Genomic DNA, 16752 nt, shown 5'->3' with positions numbered 1-16752 from the left:
TGATCCTGATTCTTTTTTATCTATATTCTCGATGGCTTGAATTACATGATACCAAGGAAACGAGCTGCAATACCTACTGCAAAGAGAGCAAGGATGATTGCGATTGGTGATACTTTTTTCTTAAGCAACCACATGCAGAGGAAAGTAAGGAGAAGTCCCATCAATCCTGGAATCAATGAGTTCAACTGACCTTGAAGTGTTTGTGGTTGAACGCTATCCAAGCTCAAACCACTAAGAGCCTGACCAAGAATTCCCTTCAATTCTCCACCTGTTACAGGCCCTTCTGGGAAGTTGATGTAGGCACCTTCAGCCAATTGTTTACCTGGAAGGTTCACAGTAAAGTTGATAGATACCCAACGTTGTACAAGAACAGCAAGGATGAACATACCAAGGATAGATGCTCCTTTAGTGATATCTTTCAAGATACCACCAGACATGTCTTTAGTGATTTCAGATCCAGCTTTGTAACCGAACTCTTGTGTATACCATAAGAAGGCCATACGGATAGCATTCCATCCAAAGAAGAAGAGAAGAGGACCAACAATATTACCAGATGCAGCAAGTGATGCACCAAGAGCTCCAAGGATAGGACGAACTGTAAACCAGAATACTGGGTCACCGATACCAGCAAGAGGTCCCATCATACCGATCTTAACCCCTTGGATAGCCGCGTCGTCGATCTCAACACCGTTAGCGCGCTCTTCTTCAAGTGCAAGAGTAACCCCCATGATTGGAGCAGCTACGTATGGGTGAGTGTTGAAGAACTCAAGGTGACGCTCAAGAGCAGCCGCTTGGTCTTCTTTTTTAGTGTACAATTTTTTGATAGCTGGGATTAGTGAGTAAGCCCAACCCAAGTTTTGCATACGTTCGTAGTTCCAAGAACCTTGAAGGAATTGTGAACGCCACCAAACTTTTTGACGATCTGATTTTGATAATTGAATTTTTTCAGCCATGATTGTTCCCCTTTCTAGTAGTCTTCTAGGATATCACCGATTGGGTCGTTAGAAGTCGTAGCTCCGCCACCACCGTTTCCACCTTGTTTTGTAAGGTTAAGGTAGATGAAGGCAAGGGCAACACCGATGACACCAAGGGCAATCAAAGTCAATTGAGAGATTGCTGCAAGAGCAAAACCGATAGCGAAGAATGGCCATACTTCACGAGTTGCCATCATGTTGATAACCATAGCGTAACCAACGGCAACGACCATAGCACCACCGACAGCCATACCACCATTCAACCATTCTGGCATTAGGCCAAGAGCGTCTTGAACAGCAGAAGCAGGGATAGCGATAAGGAAGGCTGCAGGGATAGCGATACGAAGACCTTGAAGAACAAGGGCAAAGTAGTGAGCGCGTTCAACAGCCGCAATGTTTCCATCTTTCGCAGCAGCGTCAGCTGAGTGAACCAAGGCAACTGAGATTGTACGAACAATCATTGTCAAGAAAAGTCCAGCTACAGCAAGAGGGATAGCTGTGGCTGTTGCGACGGCGATACCTTCAGTAGTAAAGTTACCACCTTTGATCAAGATGATCGCTGCAGCAACAGATGCAAGAGCAGCGTCAGGAGCTACGGCAGCTCCGATGTTAGCCCAACCAAGGGCGATCATTTGAAGAGATCCACCAAGCATAACACCTGCTTCGAGGTTACCTGTTACAAGTCCGATAAGGGTACATGCGACGATTGGTTGATGGAATTGGAATTGGTCGAGGATACCTTCAAGACCTGCAAGGAAGGCAACAACTACAACCAAGATAGCAGAAATGATTGAAATATCTGACATGGTTTTATTCCTTTTCTATTTAGTTTTAATAAAGTACTTAATCCTGTTTTCAAAAATGATAGAAACAGATTAAAATTATTGAACGTTTGCTTTTTTAATCAAGTCAAACAAATCTTTTTTCGTGTCGTTTGGTACTTTACGTACATCAAATTCAACACCGAGGTCACGCATTTTTTCAAAGGTTGCAACGTCTTCTTTGTCCATAGATAAAACGTTGTTAATCATTGTTTTACCTGTTGAGTGAGCCATAGAACCAACGTTAAGGGTCTTGATTGGTACGCCACCTTCGATGGCACGAAGGGCATCTTGAGGTGTTTCAAACAAGATAAGAGCATGTGTGTTACCAAAACGAGGATCTTTTGCAACCTCAATCAATTTTTTGATTGGGACAACGTTGGCTTTTACTCCGTTAGGAGCAGCTTGCTTGATCAATTCTTTACGCAACTCGTCGTTTGCAACGTTATCTGAAGCAACGATGATACGGTCTGCTTTTGAATCTGGTGTCCAAGCAGTTGCGACTTGTCCGTGAAGAAGACGTGTGTCAAGACGTGCAAGGTTGATTTTCAATTTACCGTCTCCGATAACAGTTCCTTCTGGAATAGCAGCTTGGGCTACAGGAGCAGTTGCAGCAGTTGCAACTTCCTCAACTGGGTTAAGCTCTTCTGGAAGAGCCTTGATGCCATCTTTGGCTTCTTTAATGATGTTCGCAGCGACTTTATCCACACCTGCAGTAGCATCCATAAGGCGCTCAGTGTAGGCTTGGATCAACATCGGCAAGTTAAGCCCTGTGATGATGGCAAACTTACGCTCAGGATTTTCTCCCATCACGCGGCTAGCTTGGTTGAATGGAGATCCACTCCAAAGGTCAGCCAATACTAGAACCTCATCTTCTGCGTCAAATGCAGCCACAGCGTTGTTGAATTTAGCGTATAGATCATCTGGACCTTCATTTGGCATAAAGGTTACAACTTGAACCTTTTCTTGTTCACCAAAGATCATAGATCCTGACTGATGAATACCCGCAGCAAATTCGCCGTGGCTCGCAATAATGATTCCGATACTCATTATTGTCATTCCTCCTTTAAAATGTTTGACTGTGTGTTTAAGAAAACTTTAAGCCTAACTTTAAGTATAAACCGTTTTCAAACAAAAAGCAACCATTTCTTATAAATATGTGTTAATTTTCAATGAAAACTCGTTTACAAAATGTTAATATATAAACATTTTGTGGAAATGTATGAAAAAATAAGAGAGTAATTTAATATAAAAAAATGAAAACAGGCNGATTAATTGAAAAATTGTGAAAATCAAAAAAGCTAGCACAAGCTAACTTTTTGAGCGTTAAGCGTTATAGGAATAGATCTTGTAGGGTATGGGCAACACCATCTTCATCATTTGTCAGAGAGAGTTGCTCATCAGCATATGGTAGCAAATCGGGATTGGCATTTTTCATGGCATATCCTTTGCCTGCAAAAGCCAGCATTTCGGTGTCATTGTGTTCATCTCCAAAGGCGATTAAGTCTTTTTTATCACGATTCATCACATTGAGCATGTACTCTAGAGCAAAGGCTTTGTTTACCCCCTTGGGTGTACATTCGAGGATGTTGAGAGGGCCACCCCAGGTATTGATAGCTAGTTGATGCTGATAAAAACGATTCATCTCATCTGCCAGCGCGTATTTATCATCGACTCTTGTTTGCAAGAGAATGCAGTTAGGATTCTTGGTTACTCGTTCGGGTTTGAATTGATTTTCCGGTTGGAAGTTCTCTACGCCAAATAGTTTAGGGTCCGCAATTTCTTCATTTGGAGCTGTAATGTAAAATTTCTTACGGTATTCTCCAGCAATAAAGTCAGCTTGGATATCCTCTTTGCGTTGGACCATGTCCAAAAGGTATTTTTTGTCCAAGGTCAAGCACTTTTCATGCGCCCAAGCCTGTCCTGGTAGATGGGTGAGGGAACCATTAAAGTTAATCATAGGAGTATGTAGCTCTAGTTCGCGGTAGAAGTCTTTTGCCATGCGATACGGGCGCCCCGTCGTGATGATGACATGGTGTCCTTTTTCTGAAATTTTTTTAATTGTCTTTTTGGTAAAATCGGAGAGCTTGCTTTCACCATTGAGCAAGGTTCCGTCCAAATCGACTGCGATAATTTTTTTAGTCATATAAACCTTCCTAGTACATTCCAGATAAGATGTCTACTATTATATCATATATCAAAAAGAAAGAAGAAAAACAGACTCAAAACAAAAAATAGAAATTTCATTTTGTTAAATAAATCAAACAAACATATTGAAAAGGTGAATAATAAATGTTATAATACTCATATTGTTCGTAAAAAACAAAAGGAGATTCATAATGGACAAACTATTTAAACTAAAAGAGCACGGGACAGATGTCCGTACAGAGGTGCTTGCTGGTTTAACAACATTCTTTGCAATGAGTTATATTCTCTTTGTAAACCCACAAATGCTTTCACAGACTGGCATGCCTGCCCAAGGTGTCTTTCTTGCAACGATTATCGGTGCAGTAGCTGGTACCTTGATGATGGCTTTCTATGCTAACCTGCCTTACGCTCAAGCGCCAGGTATGGGACTCAATGCCTTCTTTACCTTCACAGTTGTTTTCGGGCTTGGTTATTCATGGCAAGAAGCTTTGGCCATGGTCTTTATCTGTGGGATTATTTCATTGATTATTACCTTGACAAATGTTCGTAAAATGATCATTGAGTCAATTCCTACTGCCCTTCGTTCTGCTATTTCAGCGGGTATCGGTGTTTTTCTTGCTTATGTAGGGATTAAGAATGCTGGTCTTTTGAAATTCTCTATTGATCCAGGTACCTATACTGTTGCTGGTGAGGGAGCAGATAAAGCTCAAGCAGCTATTACAGCAAATTCTTCAGCAGTTCCAGGTTTGGTTGACTTTAACAACACAGCAGTGTTGGTCGCACTTGCAGGTCTTGCTATTACGATTTTCTTTGTTATCAAGGGAATCAAGGGGGGAATCATTCTTTCTATTTTAACAACGACTGTGCTTGCCATTGCTGTTGGTGTTGTGAATTTGTCAGGGATTGACTTCGCTAGCAACAATCTTTCATCAGCGATTAATGATCTAGGAACTTTGTTTGGTGCTGCTCTTGGTTCAGAAGGTTTAGGATCTTTGATTTCAAACACTTCACGTTTACCAGAAACCTTGATGGCTATTCTTGCCTTCTCACTAACGGATATTTTTGACACAATTGGTACTCTTATCGGTACTGGTGAAAAAGTTGGTATCGTTGCGACAAGTGGAGAAAACCACGAGTCCGCTAAATTGGACAAGGCTCTATATTCTGATTTGGTAGCAACTTCGGTAGGTGCCATTGCAGGTACTTCAAACGTTACGACCTATGTTGAGTCTGCGGCAGGTATCGGTGCTGGTGGACGTACTGGTTTGACAGCCCTAGTGGTTGCGATCTGTTTTGCTCTATCTAGCTTCTTTAGCCCACTTCTAGCGATTGTTCCTACAGCTGCAACAGCACCAATTTTGATCATCGTTGGGATTATGATGCTTGGTAGCTTGAAAAACATCCAGTGGGATGATATGGCTGAGGCTGTTCCTGCCTTCTTTACATCGATCTTCATGGGATTCAGCTACTCAATCACTCAAGGGATCGCAGTTGGTTTCTTGACATACACCTTGACAAAACTTGTCAAAGGTCAAGCCAAGGATGTGCACGTGATGATTTGGATTTTGGATGCCTTGTTTATCCTGAACTATATCAGCATGGCGCTATAAATGGTATAATATAGAAAGGGGGTCTTCCCCTTTTTATTATAAGGAGGTATATCATGAAGAAAAAAAGTATCTGGCAAGAAATTCTGGATAGAGGAATATGGGTGTTGATTTTTTTAATAGGACTGGTGTTATCTCAACTTCCCTTAATTTTATCTGCCCTTTTATCCGCTAGACAATTCCCACTCCTACAGTCAGGACTCTTGGTGGCTTTGCTGTCGGTCGCTATTCTAACTGTTTTTATCTTTAGTGCGCGAAAAACAGAGATTGCGACCTTCAATCTTTCTTTTTTCAAGGCAAAAGATCTGGCCCGCTTGGTTTTGAGTTATTTGGTTATTTTCACAAGTAACTTATTCGGATCTGCCTTGCTCCGTCTGATGAATGAATCTACGACCAGCAATCAATCAACTATTAATAATCTGGTTCAGAATAGCTCGCTGATTTCCAGTTTTTTCTTACTGGTTCTGATTGCTCCTATTTGTGAGGAAATATTGTGTCGTGGAATTATCCCTAAAAAGATCTTCCGTGGGAAGGAGAAGTTGGGTTATCTTGTAGGTGCAGTCGTCTTTGCCTTGCTCCACACACCGACCAATCTGCCTTCTCTCCTTATCTATGGAGGAATGTCGACAGTTTTAACTTGGACAGCCTACAGAACAGAACGTTTAGAGATGTCGATCTTGCTTCATATGATTGTCAATGGTATTGCCTTTTGTTTGCTGGCTTTACTGGTTTTGATTAGTCGAAATGTAGGCTTGCCTTTCTAGACCATTTCCTTACTTGGAAAAGATGAATGCGGGCGTATCCATCTTTTTCTTTTTATGGTAAAATAGAGAAATAATGTGGTGAAAAATCTTGAGGAGTGACCGTATGTCCAATAAAGCTAGTCAGGCAAAAACAGCCATTTGCGGAATTATCAATGTAACCCCAGATTCCTTTTCGGATGGTGGGCAGTTTTTTGCTGTTGACCAGGCTCTTCAGCAAGCTCGTAAATTGATAGCTGAAGGAGCAAGTATGCTAGATATCGGTGGAGAATCGACTCGTCCTGGAAGTAGCTATGTTGAGATAGAAGAGGAAATCCAGCGTGTTGTTCCAGTCATCAAAGCTATCCGTGAGGAAAGTGATGTCCTCATTTCTATCGATACTTGGAAAAGTCAGGTGGCAGAGACTGCTTTGGCTGCTGGCGCCAATCTGGTCAACGATATCACTGGTCTCATGGGAGATGAGAAAATGGCGGATGTGGTTGCTAAGGCTGGTGCGCAAGTAGTCATCATGTTTAATCCAGTCATGGTTCGACCTCAACACCCTAGTTCGCTCATATTCCCGCATTTTGGATTTGGGGATCCTTTTACAAATGAAGACTTGGCGTACTTTGAACAACTACCAGTAGAAGATTTGATGACCGCGTTCTTTGACCGCGTTCTAGCAAGAGCGGAGAAAGCAGGGATTTCGAAAGGCAAGATCATGCTGGATCCAGGAATCGGCTTTGGTCTGACTAAGAAAGAAAATCTACTCCTTCTACGGGATTTGGATAAACTGCATCAGAAAGGCTATCCAATCTTTCTTGGAGTTTCGCGTAAGCGATTTGTTATCAATATCCTGGAAGAAAATGGTTTTGAAGTCAATCCTGAGACAGAACTTGGCTTCCGCAATCGGGACACGGCCTCTGCTCATGTGACCAGTATCGCTGCGAGACAGGGTGTCGAAGTGGTGCGCGTGCACGATGTAGCCAGTCATAAGATGGCAGTTGAAATTGCGTCAGCCATTCGTTTGGCAGATGATGCGGAAAATCTAGATTTAAAACAATATAAATAAGATGAAAGAAATTGAAAACAATCAGTGGATTGCCCACTATCGGACGGATCAACCGCATTTTGGCTTGGAGCGAATGGTAGAACTCCTAGCCCTGCGAGGTAATCCCCATCTCAAACTCAAGGTTATCCATATCGGAGGGACCAATGGCAAGGGTTCGACCATTGCTTTTTTGAAAAATATGCTGGAAAAGCTAGGTCTGAGAGTTGGTGTTTTCAGCTCGCCCTATCTCATTCATTATACAGACCAGATTAGCATCAATGGTGAATCCATTCCCGAAGTGAGACTAGAAGCCATGATGGCAGTTTATCGCTCTTTGCTTGAGGGGGAGAGGAGCGTTGCATTACAAGGAACGACTGAATTTGAGATTGTCACAGCTCTTGCCTATGATTACTTTGCCACTGAAAAAGTTGATGTGGCCATCATGGAAGTCGGTATGGGTGGCCTTCTGGATAGTACCAATGTTTGCCAGCCAATTTTAACAGGAATTACGACTATTGGACTGGATCATGTAGCCCTACTTGGTGACACCTTGGAAGCCATAGCAGAGCAGAAGGCTGGTATTATCAAGCAAGGCATTCCCTTGGTGACAGGTCGCATTACTCCAGCAGCCTTGACTGTTATCGACCGCATTGCGGAAGGGAAAAATGCGCCGAGACTTGCCTATGGGAGTGATTATCAAGTCAGTCATCAAGAAAGTGTGGTGACAGGAGAGGTCTTTGACTATACAAGTGCTGTCAGACAAGGTCGTTTCCAGACTGGTCTGATTGGTTTACATCAGATAGAGAATGCGGGGATGGCGCTTGCCCTCCTAGACACTTATTGTCAGGAGACTGGACGAGAGTTAGCAAGTAATGACTTGGTTGCTCAAGCTTTGAAAGAAACCAGTTGGCCAGGGCGTTTGGAGGTTCTGTCTAGTGACCCCTTGCTGCTTTTGGATGGGGCCCATAATCCCCATGCTATCAAGGCTTTATTAGCAACCTTGCAAGAACGCTTTGCGGATTATCATAAGGAAATCCTCTTTACCTGCATCAAAACCAAGGCCTTGGATGATATGCTGGACTTGCTAGGGGAAATGCTAGATACCGAGCTTACCCTGACACATTTTGACGATAGTCGGGCGACTGATGAAAACGTGCTGAAAGAGACAGCCAAGTCTAGAAATCTCAATTACCAAAGTTGGCCGGATTTTCTAGAGCAGAAATTGACAGATAAAAATGAAGAGAAACAAACAGTTAGGATTGTCACGGGTTCCTTGTATTTCTTGAACCAAGTGAGAGCCTACCTGATGGAGAGGAATAACTAGAGAATGGATACACAAAAGATTGAAGCGGCTGTAAAAATGATTATCGAGGCCGTCGGTGAGGATGCTAAACGCGAGGGATTACAGGAAACACCTGCTCGTGTAGCCCGTATGTACCAAGAGATTTTTTCAGGTCTTGGTCAGACTGCGGAGGAACATTTGTCAAAATCCTTTGAAATTATTGATGACAATATGGTAGTGGAAAAGGATATTTTTTTCCACACCATGTGTGAACACCACTTCTTGCCCTTTTATGGGAGAGCACACATTGCCTACATTCCAGATGGCCGTGTGGCAGGCTTGTCCAAGTTAGCCCGTACGGTTGAAGTCTATGCTAAAAAACCACAGATTCAAGAACGATTGAATATCGAAGTGGCCGATGCCTTGATGGAGTATCTGGGGGCTAAGGGAGCCTTTGTTGTCATTGAGGCAGAGCATATGTGTATGAGCATGCGTGGTGTTCGAAAACCAGGCACTGTAACATTGACGACAGTAGCTCGAGGTCTATTTGAGACCGATAAGGATCTCCGAGATCAGGCTTATCGTCTAATGGGACTATAAAAAGAATCCGCTTCAAGCGGATTTTTCTAGAAAGGAGAAGTTATGGATCAACTGCAGATTAAAGATTTGGAAATATTTGCTTATCACGGACTCTTTCCAAGTGAAAAAGAGCTAGGGCAAAAGTTTGTCATTTTGGCGACCCTATCCTATGATATGACCAAGGCAGCGACAGACTTGGATTTGGCGGCTTCTATCCATTACGGCGAACTTTGTCAGCAGTGGACGACTTGGTTTCAGGAAACAACTGAGGACTTGATTGAAACGGTAGCCTACAAACTAGTTGAACGTACCTTTGAGACTTATCCTCTTGTCCAAGAAATTGAGTTGGAACTAAAAAAACCTTGGGCTCCAGTGCATTTACCGTTGGATACCTGCTCGGTGACCATTCACCGTCGTAAGCAGCGGGCCTTTATCGCTCTAGGAAGTAATATGGGGGACAAGAAAGCGAACTTGGAACAAGCTATTGATAAACTGCGGACTCGAGGTATCCATATTCTCAAAGAGTCCAGTGTCTTAGCGACGGAGCCTTGGGGTGGTGTAGAACAAGATAGCTTTGCCAATCAGGTGGTTGAAGTAGAAACCTGGCTACCCGCTCCAGTCTTATTAGAGACCTTGTTAGCCATTGAGTCAGAAATGGGACGAGTGAGAGAAGTGCATTGGGGACCTCGTTTGATTGATTTGGACCTGCTTTTTGTGGAGGACCAGGTCATTTATACAGACGACCTCATCTTGCCTCATCCTTATATAGCAGAACGCCTCTTTGTCCTTGAACCGTTAGTGGAAATAGCTCCCCATTTTATCCATCCAGTACTCAAACAGCCGATACGCTACTTGTATCAAGAATTGAACAAATAGAAAAAACTCTAGTTCCTCAGCATTTTGCGCCGAGAAGCTAGAGTTTTTAAAATAGGTCATTTTCTTCAGGAAGGAGGATGGTTTCTTTCCCGTCCATGTCTAAAACAAGAACCTTAGGAGGGTAAAGGGGATCAAAAGGATGATTAAAATCAAAGTCGATACTAGTCGGCAGGTGCTGGCTAGAAAAATGGAAGGTGATGGTCCCCTCGTTGTTTAGTAGTTGAAATTCTAGTTCCTCTTCTAATTCAAAGACATTTTTCAAAAAATGATCGATAATAAACCATAAAGAATCGATAACATCGTCAGGCAAGCTGGTCACAACACCAAAACTGGCAGAACGTCTCTGAGTATTTGTAAAAGCCATAAACATTCCCTCCCTCCTTTTATTTTTCCTTATCATACAGCAAAACATCCCAAAAATCAAGAAATCGTACTCGCTTTTTCAAAATGGGAATAGGTTGTGAAATTTTTTCAAAGTTTCTCTAAAAAATACTTGAAAGTGTTTACAATAAGTGATAAAATGGAGTAAGCAGATGTATGAAAGCGAAATTTTCAATATAGAAAGGAAACAGAATGAACACAGATGATACAGTAACGATTTATGATGTTGCCCGTGAAGCTGGGGTTTCAATGGCAACTGTTAGCCGTGTAGTGAATGGCAATAAGAATGTCAAAGAGAATACTCGTAAAAAAGTTCTAGAGGTGATTGATCGTCTTGACTACCGTCCAAATGCGGTAGCGCGTGGCTTGGCCAGCAAGAAAACCACGACAGTTGGTGTTGTGATTCCAAATATCACTAATGGCTATTTTTCAACCCTAGCCAAGGGGATTGATGATATTGCAGAGATGTATAAGTACAATATCGTCCTAGCCAACAGTGATGAAGACGATGAAAAAGAAGTTTCAGTAGTTAATACTCTCTTTTCAAAACAGGTTGACGGGATCATTTTTATGGGCTATCACTTGACTGAAAAGATTCGTTCAGAATTTTCTCGTTCACGGACACCGGTTGTTCTTGCCGGTACTGTGGATATTGAACACCAACTTCCAAGTGTCAATATTGATTACAAACAAGCAACGATTGATGCTGTCACCTATTTGCTTCAGGAAAATGAAAAGATTGCCTTTGTCAGTGGGCCACTTGTTGACGATATTAACGGCAAAATTCGATTGATTGGTTACAAGGAAGCATTGAAAAAGGCAGGAATTCCTTATAGCGAGGGCTTGGTATTTGAGTCTAAATACAGCTACAATGATGGCTATGCCTTGGCGGAGCGCTTGGTTTCTTCACAGGCTACAGCTGCAGTTGTGACAGGTGATGAATTGGCTGCGGGTGTGTTAAATGGCTTGGCAGATCACGGTATTTCTGTACCGGAAGAGTTTGAAATCATTACGACAGATGATTCTCAAATTGCACGATTCACTCGTCCAAACTTAACGACAATTGCTCAACCTCTATACGACCTTGGTGCTATCAGTATGCGTATGTTGACCAAGATTATGCATAAAGAAGAGTTGGAAGAACGTGAGGTTCTTTTACCTCACGGCTTGACAGAACGTCGTTCGACACGAAAACGTAAATAGAAAAAATCAGGGAATCGTGAAGATTTCCTGATTTTGCGTTCTAGAGAAGGGGTTTAGCCTTCCATATAGTCTTTCAATGCTTTTCCTTTTAGTCCAGCATTAAGGGCAATTAATAATTTGAGGCGAGCTTTTTGAGCATTGAGTTCTTTGACAAAGAGAACACCAGAATTTTGTAATTGAACTCCTCCCCCTTGGTAGGCATAAACAGGTTCAGCAATGCCATTAAAACAACGTGAGACCAAGGCGACTGGAATTCCTTTTTGGAGGAGATTTTCCAACTTTTGAGCTGTTTCTTTGGGGATATTACCTGCTCCGAAGGCCTGAACGACTAGGCCATCCAGCTGTTCCAAGTCTAACATATCAATCAGCTCGTCTGTCATACCGGCATAGGCTGAGATGATAGGAACCAGACCTTGAATATGCTCGAGATTAAATCGGACACGAGGTTCAGCCGTTTTGAAGTAGAGGATTTCTTGCTTCATGATGAGGCCAAGTGGTCCATGTGTTGGGGTTTGAAAGGTACCGACGTTGGTCGTATGGGTTTTGGTAACATACTTGGCCGCGTGGATTTCATCATTCATGACGACCAGGACACCCTTGTCGGCTGCTTTGTCATCGCTGGCAACTCGTAAAGCACTCAGATAGTTGTATACACCGTCGCTACCGAGTTCGTTGGAACTACGCATAGCTCCAGTTAGAACGATGGGCATGTGTGGGATTTCCATGGTATCAAGGAAGTAGGCAGTTTCCTCTAGCGTATCTGTCCCATGTGTGATGACAACCCCATCGTAGTGGTCTGCTTCCTCTTTGATTTTATGATAGAGTGCAAGCATATGCTTGGGTTTGATATGGGGACTCGGTAGGTTAAAAAAGTCTAGGGCATGAACCTCAATCCCTTCAAGCGGATTGGAAACATGGTTCATGGGATTTTCCTGGCTAGTTACAACGGCTCCAGTGGCGTCAGCTTGCATGGAAATAGTCCCACCTGTATGTAAAACAAGGATTTTCTTAGGCATGATTTACTCACTCTCTCTGAAATGTGGTATAATCATTGTAACACAAAAGGGGAGAATGGGATAGGATGGAAGTCAAAGCTGTTTTTTTTGATATCGATGGAACGCTAGTCAACGATCGTAAGAGTGTTTTGAAATCCACTAAGGACGCGATTAGGATTGTGAAAGAACAAGGGGTGCTTGTTGGAGTGGCGACAGGACGGGGGCCTTTCTTTGTCAAGGAATTGATGGAGGATTTAGATCTGGATTTTGCAATAACTTATAACGGACAATATATCTTTAATAAAGAAAAAGTCTTATTTGCTAGCCCGATTGCCAAGTCAAGTCTGCGTCAACTGATTGCCTATGCTAAAAAGGAGCGAAAAGAAATCGCTCTTGGAACCGAGCATGCTGTTGTTGGTTCGAAAATTATGTCATTTGGTCTCGGATCCTTTTCACAGCTGGTTAGCCGTTTTATCCCGACTGTGCTGACAAGAACCGTTAGCCGTTCCTTTAATCGAATGGTCAGCAAGGCAGTCCCTCAAAAGGAAGATGACCTACTTCGTTTGATCAATGAGCCAATCTATCAAGTGTTAATGCTGATGACACCCGAAGAATCTGAGAAAGCTGCAAGTGATTTTGAAGATTTGAAATTGACTCGAAGCAATCCCTTCGCTGCGGATATCATCAACCAAGGGAATTCCAAACTAGAAGGCATTCGTCGAGTTGGGAAAGAGTATGGTTTTGATCTCAACCAAGTCATGGCCTTCGGAGATTCAGACAATGACCTGGAAATGTTGGCAGGTGTTGGTATGTCTGTAGCTATGGGAAATGGCAGTAGTAGCGTCAAAGAAGTTGCCAAGCACATTACAGCAAGTAACCAACAAGATGGCATCCACAAGGCGCTCGAGCACTTTGGTGTTTTGGCTTCAGAAAAAGTTTTTGTCAGTCGAGATTACCATTTTAATAAGGTCAAGACCTTCCACCACATGATGGACGAACGGACGCAGGAAGAGCCACAAGCATGGGATATTGAAGGGGCGACCCATCGTGCAGACTTTAAAATTGAAGAATTAGTAGAGTTTGTCCGCGCGGCAAGTTCTTCGGAGGAAGAATTCCAGCAGGCACTTAACAGCATGCATGCGGCACTTGATAAGGCAGCCGAAAAGGTGAGGCAAAAAACGCCTGCCCAAAAAGATCTAATTGGACAGGTTGATGCCCTAATCGATACACTGTATTTTACTTACGGCAGTTTTGCCTTGATGGGAGTGGATCCAGAACGCATCTTTGATATTGTGCATGAGGCAAACATGGGGAAGGTTTTTCCTGATGGAAAAGCCCATTTTGATCCAGTTACACATAAAATCTTAAAACCGGATGACTGGGACGAAAAATATGCTCCAGAACCTGCTATCAGAAAGGAACTGCAGCGTCAGCTCAAGGCTTATGAGCGACATAAAGAGAGAAATAAGTAAGAAAAAAGGGAGCCTAGCAGGCTCCTTTTATGTTCCTATAATGTTTTTTCTTGTTCTCTCACGACGAGCAAATCAACTTTTGCGTGGCGGAGGATGTATTCAGATGAAGAGCCAACCAAGAGGCGTTCAAAGGCGTTAAGACCTGTTGCACCGACGAGAATCAGGTCAACATTTTCTGCGTCTGGAATGGTACGGGCAAGGAGGGTTTTGGGATTTCCCATTTCGATGACGATGTGAATCTCCGTCACGCCCGCATCTCTCGCACGTTTTTCGTACTCTTTCATCAAACTTTCAGCGTCGACTTGGAGTTCTTCGTAAACTTCAGCATCAAAGGTAGACACGCTTTGAAGAGCGCGTGTGTCAATAACATGGGCAATGGTGAGCTTGGAATCATTGCGTAGAGCAGTATAAACACCTTTAACAAAAGCCAAGTCTGCCTCTTTAGAACCATCAATTGCAACCATAACATTTTGGTAACGTTGTGCCATAATGAAACCTCCTGAAATTTTCTTACTTTTATTGTAATCCTTTTCACTAAAGAAGTAAAGTAAAAATCATATTTAAATAAATATTATCGGAGATTCGATTTGGTGGAGATATGTTAAAATAAAAGAAAACGGGATATTAGGAAACATAGTGAAGGGATGAGAAAGTATGAAAGATTTTGTTCAAGCTTCTAAAAAAATAAGCCTTCTTTATCATGGAATTATCCTTGCATCACTTGTAGGAGAAGTAGTGATGCTTTGGCAGCTGGAAAGAGTCGTGCCTATTCTCTATCCAGGTTTTGTTGGTTTTCTTCTCTTTCACTTAGTCTACCACATCATTTTATTTGTGATTGCAAAGAGAAGTGGTCGCTTGGACTATTTGGTCACGTGGGGTCTCTTTCTCATGTTTAATCTTTTGTATGATTCCTTTTTAGCATTAGTCTTTCTAGGTTTGTCTTTTGGTATGTGAGAAATGGTTCTTCCTTCTAGTTATTTAGACGGTGAGAACCTAGTCGTTGTGAGTTTTTTCTTTGTTTGCTCATTTCAGGAAACTTGTCGCATTCCCTTTCTAGTGGTATAATGTTACTATCTCGGTGAATTGAGGAAACAAGATGAAAGAATATAACAAGTCTAGTAAGTTAGAGCATGTTGCCTATGATATCCGTGGCCCTGTTTTGGAAGAAGCTATGCGGATGCGAGCAAACGGAGAAAAGATTTTACGTCTGAATACAGGGAATCCAGCAGAATTTGGCTTTACAGCACCAGATGAGGTCATTCATGACTTGATTATGAATGCGCGTGATAGCGAAGGTTACTCTGATTCTAAAGGGATTTTCTCAGCCCGTAAGGCCATCATGCAGTATTGCCAACTGAAGAACTTTCCCAATGTGGACATTGATGATATCTACCTTGGAAATGGTGTCAGTGAGCTGATTGTCATGTCCATGCAGGGGCTTCTGGACAATGGAGATGAGGTCTTGGTGCCCATGCCGGACTATCCTCTCTGGACAGCCGCTGTCAGCCTAGCTGGGGGAAATGCGGTTCACTATATCTGTGATGAAGCTGCAGAATGGTATCCTGATATTGACGATATCAAGTCAAAAATCACTTCCAATACCAAGGCAATCGTTCTTATCAATCCGAACAACCCAACTGGAGCCCTTTATCCTAAGGAACTCTTGTTGGAGATTATTGAAATCGCTCGTCAAAACGACTTGATCATCTTTGCAGATGAGATTTATGACCGCATGGTGATGGACGGGCATGTGCATACGCCTGTGGCGAGCTTGGCACCAGATGTTTTCTGTGTCAGCATGAACGGTCTTTCGAAATCCCATCGTATCGCTGGTTTCCGTGTAGGTTGGATGGTCTTATCTGGACCTAAGACACATGTCAAGGGCTATATTGAAGGTCTTAATATGCTGTCCAATATGCGCCTTTGCTCTAATGTTTTGGCCCAGCAAGTTGTACAAACCTCACTAGGAGGTCACCAGTCAGTGGACGAATTGCTCCTTCCTGGTGGACGGATCTACGAGCAAAGAAACTTCATCTACAATGCTATTCAAGATATTCCAGGTTTGTCTGCGGTCAAGCCGAAGGCGGGTCTTTATATCTTCCCTAAAATTGACCGCAATATGTATCGCATCGATGACGATGAACAGTTCGTTCTTGATTTCTTGAAGCAAGAAAAGGTTCTTTTGGTTCATGGTCGCGGCTTCAATTGGCAAGAACCAGACCATTTCCGTATCGTTTACCTTCCACGAGTGGACGAACTAGCACAAATCCAAGAAAAGATGACTCGTTTCTTGAAACAATATCGTAGATAGGGCTTTCATAGGAAAAGCTAGAAAACATTTGCTTGGAGCTATTGACAAAAGTGGCAGAATCAGATAGAATAGTAAAGTATGTTTAGTAACTGATCACTTTATAGCCGGCTAAACGAATACAAAATCTATGAGGAGGTATTCATCGTGAAACGTACTTATCAACCAAGTAAACTTCGTCGTGCGCGCAAACACGGATTCCGTAACCGTATGTCAACTAAAAACGGTCGTCGCGTATTGGCAGCTCGTCGTCGTAAAGGACGCAAAGTTTTGGCTGCTTAATCCAAACGAATTCAACAAAGAAGTCAGTAGGAA

At 42.7% G+C, this 16752-nt stretch carries 18 protein-coding genes; 11 read left to right on the top strand and 7 right to left on the bottom strand.

The annotated features are described in order from the left end of the window. Positions 1–41: 41 nt before the first annotated feature. The 4 genes from D8862_RS04205 to D8862_RS04190 form a co-directional block, all read right to left on the bottom strand. Entirely contained in the window at positions 42–953 is a 912-nt protein-coding gene (locus D8862_RS04205) for a PTS system mannose/fructose/sorbose family transporter subunit IID (RefSeq protein WP_000818320.1), read from the bottom strand. A 14-nt stretch (positions 954–967) separates the two neighbouring features. After that, positions 968–1780, bottom strand: coding sequence for a PTS mannose/fructose/sorbose transporter subunit IIC (locus D8862_RS04200; RefSeq protein WP_125448817.1), 813 nt, complete (start codon positions 1778–1780; stop codon positions 968–970). Positions 1781–1855: 75 nt separating this feature from the next. Further along, positions 1856–2845, bottom strand: a complete 990-nt coding sequence (locus D8862_RS04195) for a PTS sugar transporter subunit IIB (RefSeq protein ID WP_125448815.1) — start codon at positions 2843–2845, stop codon at positions 1856–1858. 283 nt (positions 2846–3128) lie between these two features. Next, a complete protein-coding gene (locus D8862_RS04190) occupies positions 3129–3941 on the bottom strand; it encodes a Cof-type HAD-IIB family hydrolase (protein ID WP_125448813.1) in 813 nt (270 codons plus the stop codon). Between the two features lie 193 nt (positions 3942–4134). Here D8862_RS04190 and D8862_RS04185 point away from each other — a divergent pair, with 193 nt between their 5' ends. From D8862_RS04185 to folK, 6 genes are all read left to right on the top strand, one after another. Further along, on the top strand, positions 4135–5553 hold the full coding sequence (locus tag D8862_RS04185) for an NCS2 family permease (protein ID WP_125448811.1): 1419 nt from the start codon (positions 4135–4137) through the stop codon (positions 5551–5553). Positions 5554–5606: 53 nt separating this feature from the next. Further along, complete coding sequence (locus tag D8862_RS04180; protein ID WP_000730339.1) at positions 5607–6314, top strand: CPBP family intramembrane glutamic endopeptidase; 708 nt, start codon at positions 5607–5609, stop codon at positions 6312–6314. 103 nt (positions 6315–6417) lie between these two features. Then, a complete protein-coding gene (gene folP, locus D8862_RS04175) occupies positions 6418–7362 on the top strand; it encodes a dihydropteroate synthase (RefSeq protein WP_125448809.1) in 945 nt (314 codons plus the stop codon). Position 7363: 1 nt separating this feature from the next. Continuing rightward, positions 7364–8665 carry a bifunctional folylpolyglutamate synthase/dihydrofolate synthase gene (locus tag D8862_RS04170; protein WP_125448807.1) on the top strand — a complete coding sequence of 434 codons (1302 nt, stop codon included), beginning with the start codon at positions 7364–7366 and terminating at the stop codon, positions 8663–8665. Positions 8666–8668: 3 nt separating this feature from the next. Next, a complete protein-coding gene (folE, locus tag D8862_RS04165) occupies positions 8669–9223 on the top strand; it encodes a GTP cyclohydrolase I FolE (protein ID WP_125448805.1) in 555 nt (184 codons plus the stop codon). 42 nt (positions 9224–9265) lie between these two features. Next, entirely contained in the window at positions 9266–10078 is an 813-nt protein-coding gene (gene folK / locus D8862_RS04160; RefSeq protein WP_125448803.1) for a 2-amino-4-hydroxy-6-hydroxymethyldihydropteridine diphosphokinase, read from the top strand. A gap of 46 nt (positions 10079–10124) precedes the next feature. On the opposite strand, the gene D8862_RS04155 is transcribed toward folK, so the two are convergent. Next, positions 10125–10442, bottom strand: a complete 318-nt coding sequence (locus tag D8862_RS04155) for a DUF960 domain-containing protein (protein WP_025170845.1) — start codon at positions 10440–10442, stop codon at positions 10125–10127. A 209-nt stretch (positions 10443–10651) separates the two neighbouring features. Between D8862_RS04155 and ccpA the strand changes: the two genes are divergently transcribed. Then, complete coding sequence (gene ccpA / locus D8862_RS04150; protein WP_084945761.1) at positions 10652–11662, top strand: catabolite control protein A; 1011 nt, start codon at positions 10652–10654, stop codon at positions 11660–11662. Between the two features lie 53 nt (positions 11663–11715). Here ccpA and D8862_RS04145 read toward each other — a convergent pair whose 3' ends face one another. Then, positions 11716–12678 (bottom strand): asparaginase, encoded by a 963-nt coding sequence (locus D8862_RS04145; protein WP_084945762.1) that lies wholly within the window; start codon positions 12676–12678, stop codon positions 11716–11718. 65 nt (positions 12679–12743) lie between these two features. Between D8862_RS04145 and D8862_RS04140 the strand changes: the two genes are divergently transcribed. Next, entirely contained in the window at positions 12744–14129 is a 1386-nt protein-coding gene (locus D8862_RS04140) for a Cof-type HAD-IIB family hydrolase (protein WP_125448802.1), read from the top strand. Between the two features lie 35 nt (positions 14130–14164). Here D8862_RS04140 and D8862_RS04135 read toward each other — a convergent pair whose 3' ends face one another. Beyond that, complete coding sequence (locus D8862_RS04135; protein ID WP_125425112.1) at positions 14165–14617, bottom strand: universal stress protein; 453 nt, start codon at positions 14615–14617, stop codon at positions 14165–14167. A 166-nt stretch (positions 14618–14783) separates the two neighbouring features. Between D8862_RS04135 and D8862_RS04130 the strand changes: the two genes are divergently transcribed. The 3 genes from D8862_RS04130 to rpmH all read left to right on the top strand — a co-directional run bounded on the left by D8862_RS04130 (position 14784) and on the right by rpmH (position 16719). Continuing rightward, positions 14784–15083, top strand: a complete 300-nt coding sequence (locus D8862_RS04130) for a hypothetical protein (protein WP_125448801.1) — start codon at positions 14784–14786, stop codon at positions 15081–15083. Positions 15084–15225: 142 nt separating this feature from the next. Beyond that, entirely contained in the window at positions 15226–16440 is a 1215-nt protein-coding gene (locus tag D8862_RS04125) for a pyridoxal phosphate-dependent aminotransferase (RefSeq protein WP_000666480.1), read from the top strand. 144 nt (positions 16441–16584) lie between these two features. Further along, entirely contained in the window at positions 16585–16719 is a 135-nt protein-coding gene (gene rpmH / locus D8862_RS04120) for a 50S ribosomal protein L34 (protein ID WP_000831905.1), read from the top strand. Positions 16720–16752: the final 33 nt, after the last annotated feature.

The sequence above is a fragment of the Streptococcus oralis genome, from assembly GCF_003942585.1.
In the GTDB taxonomy this organism is placed as follows: domain Bacteria; phylum Bacillota; class Bacilli; order Lactobacillales; family Streptococcaceae; genus Streptococcus; species Streptococcus oralis_BE.
This window is presented reverse-complemented; position numbering and strand designations above follow the sequence as displayed.